Origin of the sequence: uncultured Sunxiuqinia sp. (genome assembly GCF_963974515.1) — a bacterium.
GTDB lineage: Bacteria > Bacteroidota > Bacteroidia > Bacteroidales > Prolixibacteraceae > Sunxiuqinia.
This window is the reverse complement of sequence record NZ_CAXBDD010000181.1, coordinates 1-3916: the sequence shown is the minus strand read 5'-3', so window position 1 is coordinate 3916 and position 3916 is coordinate 1. Positions and strand designations below refer to the sequence as shown.

Genomic DNA, 3916 nt, shown 5'->3' with positions numbered 1-3916 from the left:
CAAATCAACAAGCCCAATATCCGGCTGTTCCGTTCCGCCACCCGCAAGGAACCTGACACAGCGCAGGCCGATTATCCTGATGGCTCTTGGTTGCCGGCCACACAGGAGAATATCATGGATTTTTCGGCCGTGGCGTATTTCTTTGCCAATGAGCTGTTCCAAAAATACCAGGTGCCCATTGGCATCATCAGTACGGCCATTGGCGGATCTCCGGCCGAAGCCTGGCTGAGCGGGGAACCAGTGACCCAGTACCTGGACAACTGGCTGGCCAACCAGGCCCGGATGGACTCCATTCGTGCCAAACGAATCGCCGAAGAAGGAGAAACCCCTCCTTTTAACTGGGGACTGGAAGTCAATAAAAATGATCCGGGTGTTGGTCGTTGGTCGAAGTCCGATGTGGATGTTGCCGACTGGCCAAGTATTTCGTTGCCGGGCTACTGGTCGGATAAGGGAGTGGAATTGCGCAACGGATCCATTTGGTTTTATAAGGAATTTGAAGTCGCCGATTCCCTGGCCGCAAAAGAAGCTATTCTTCGCCTCGGACGCATTATCGACAGCGACTCGGCTTTTGTGAACGGTACTTTTGTGGGCACCATTTCCTACCAATATCCTCCTCGAATTTATACGATACCCGAAGGCGTATTGAAGCCCGGAAAAAATAAGCTGATGGTTCGCGTGTTCAGCCAGGGCGGACGTGGCGGCTTTGTGGAAGAAAAGCCCTACGAAGTACGCATTGGTTCGCAAACGATTGATTTGACCGGCGACTGGAACTATCATATCGGCGCGGTGCTGAATCCGCCTCGCGGACAGGGTGGCGGCGGATTTAAGCCGGGAGGTTTATACAACAGTCTGATCCATCCGGCCCTCGGCTACCGCCTGAAAGGAGTGATTTGGTACCAGGGTGAAACCAATGCCGGACGGGGCATGGAATATCGGCAGCTTTTCAAGGATTTGATCACCGACTGGCGTACGCAATTTGAACGGCCCGAGCTGCCTTTCTTGTTTGTGCAACTGGCCAATCTTGGAATCCCAAACAAACAGCCGGTTGAAAGTGGCTGGGCCACCCTGCGCGATGCGCAACGCCGGGCACTGGAGTTGCCAAATACCGGTATGGCTGTCGCATTCGACCTGGGAGAGTGGAATGACATTCATCCCCTAAACAAGAAGGATGTTGGACGAAGGCTGGCTTTGGAAGCGCAACGGGTGGCTTATGGTGATGATGAGGTGGTGAGTGCCGGACCGCTTTACGAGTCGATGAAGGCGAAGGATGGCAGTATCGTTCTCAGGTTTTCGTCGGTTGGTTCGGGCTTGTTTGCCAACAGCTTCCTGAAAGGTTTCCAGGTAGCCGGGGATGATGGCCGCTTTGTATGGGCCAATGCCGTGGTGCTTTCAAAAAACACGGTGAAGGTTTGGAGTCCAAACGTCAGCCATCCAACCGCGGTGCGTTATGCCTGGGATGACAATCCGGCCGAAGCCAATCTGAAAAATAAGGAAGGCCTGCCCGCCTCTCCATTTACAACTGAAGATTAAAAAACCAATTAATAACGACTCAAATGAATACAACTTCTCAGAAAGTTTCTGTTATTGAAAAAATCGGTTATAGCTTGGGTGACCTGGCCGCTAACCTGATTTTTCAAACGTTGATGACCTTTTTGGCCTTCTTTTACACCGATGTGTACCGGATTCCGCCGGCAACGGCTTCGGCCATTATCTTTGCAGGAGGGATGCTCGGTGCTTTCTTCAACCCGGTCATGGGAATTATTGCCGACCGCACCACCACGCGCTGGGGGAAATTCCGCCCCTGGATTTTGTGGACCGCGGTTCCTTTTGGCGTGATTGCCATTCTGGCTTTTAGTACGCCCGATTTTAGTCCGGGCGGGAAAGTGGCTTACGCCTTGATTACCTATGTTTTGCTAGTGATTGTATATTCGGCCAACAACCTGCCTTATGCCTCGCTGAGTGGTGTTTTAACCGGTGACATGGCCGAGCGGAACAGTATATCGAGCTATCGTTTTGTGGCTGTTATGGTTGCCCAGTTTATTGTTCAGGGACTGCTGTTGCCCTTGGTTCTTATTTTGGGCGATGGCGACAAAATTAAAGGGTTTGAAAACACCATGACCTTGTTTGCGGTCACCGGGGTGGTCTTTTTTATCATCACCTTCCTGACCACCAAAGAACGCGTCATCCCAACCTCAGGACAGCAATCGAGTATCAGGGAAGACCTGGGCGATTTGTTTAAAAACAAACCGTGGATAGCCATGCTGATCATCACGATTTTCATTTTTATCACACTCGCGCTTAAAGGCGGCATGTATGTGTATTATTTCGAAAATTACCTGAGTGAGCAACATTTGGCCGATTTTCTGGAAAACATCGGTTTCAATGGGTTTATCGATGGCTTGAATGGTGTTTTAGTTAGCATGGGTTTGCACGGATTTACCTGGCCCGAAGATGCCCCCACATCCGGATTCAGCTTGTTTAATGCCGGTGGAATTATCATGATGATTGTGGGGATTACGGTGTCCAAAACACTGGCCGATCGCTTTGGTAAACGCGATGTCTTTGGCGTGAGCCTGTTTCTTTCGGCGCTGTGTTTGTTGGTGTTTTACTTTTATGCGCCGACTGCTATTGCACTGGTTTTTGGTACCCAATTGGCACATGGGTTTTTCTATGGAATCGGGACTCCGCTGCTTTGGGCCATGATTGCTGATGTGGCCGACTATTCGGAATGGAGAAACAACCGGCGGGCAACAGCCATTATCTTTTCAGCCATGATATTTGGGCTAAAAGCGGGGCTTAGTGTTGGTGGCGCATTGGTAGCCGGAATCCTGGCATTTTACGGGTACAGCGAACAGCTGGCGATTCAGTCCCCGGAGACCATCAACGGCATCAAACTTTCGCTGAGCGTTTATCCGACGCTGACGTTTTTCATCGCCGTAGCCTGCCTGTTCTTCTACGAAATCAACAAGAAAAAGGAAGTCGAGATTCAGGAAGCATTGATGTTCCGGCGTACTGAAAACCTGCAATAGTCTGATAGCAAAAAGAAATTGAAATATAAATTGAAAGAACATTTTTTACCTAAATAGATTATGATGAAGAAAATAGAATTAATCGTGTTATTCGTGTTCTCTGCGTTTTTGTTCGTAGGGTGCAGCGCCAAGGAAGGTGCAAAACAAGAGCCGGTATTGAAAGATGCTTTTGCCGATAAATTTTACATCGGAACAGCTTTGAATGCCAATCAAATTACCGGCAGAGATTCTGCCGGAATTAAAGTTGTAAAAGAGCAATTCAATGCCATTGTGGCTGAAAATTGCATGAAAAGTGCGGAGATTCAGCCCATCGAGGGCGAGTTTGATTTTTCGCTGGCTGATCAGTTTGTGGATTTTGGCGTACAAAACAACCTATTTATCACCGGGCACTGTCTGATCTGGCATTCACAGGCACCTCGTTGGTTCTTTACCGATGGTGAAGGCAACGATGTGTCGCGCGAGGTGATGATTGAACGCATGAAAAATCACATTTATACCGTGGCTGGCCGCTACAAAGGGAAGATCAAAGGCTGGGATGTGGTGAACGAGGCCATTATGGAAGACGGCAGTTTTCGGAATAGTAAGTTTTATCAAATCGTAGGCGAAGATTTTATTAAGCTGGCCTTTCAGTTTGCCCACGAAGCCGATCCGGATGCGGAATTGTATTACAACGACTACAACGAGTGGTATCCCGGAAAAAGGGACGCGATTGTGAAAATGATTCGCAGCTTGAAGGCCGACGGAATCCGCATTGACGGAATCGGCATGCAAGGGCACGTGGGCATGGACAGCCCATCGTTGGAAGATTACGAAGCAGCCATTGTGGCCTATGCCAACGAAGGCATGAAAGTCATGGTGACGGAATTGGATATGTCGATTTTGCCTAA

The 3916-nt window shown here is 49.3% G+C and carries 3 protein-coding genes; all 3 read left to right on the top strand.

What is annotated here, in order from left to right:
• On the top strand, window positions 1–1530 hold a 1530-nt coding region (locus AAC033_RS18570), incomplete at its 5' end, for a sialate O-acetylesterase (protein WP_339740954.1).
• Window positions 1531–1553: 23 nt separating this feature from the next.
• Complete coding sequence (locus AAC033_RS18565; RefSeq protein ID WP_339740952.1) at window positions 1554–3029, top strand: MFS transporter; 1476 nt, start codon at window positions 1554–1556, stop codon at window positions 3027–3029.
• 63 nt (window positions 3030–3092) lie between these two features.
• The coding region (locus AAC033_RS18560) for an endo-1,4-beta-xylanase (RefSeq protein WP_339740950.1) at window positions 3093–3916 on the top strand (824 nt) is incomplete at its 3' end.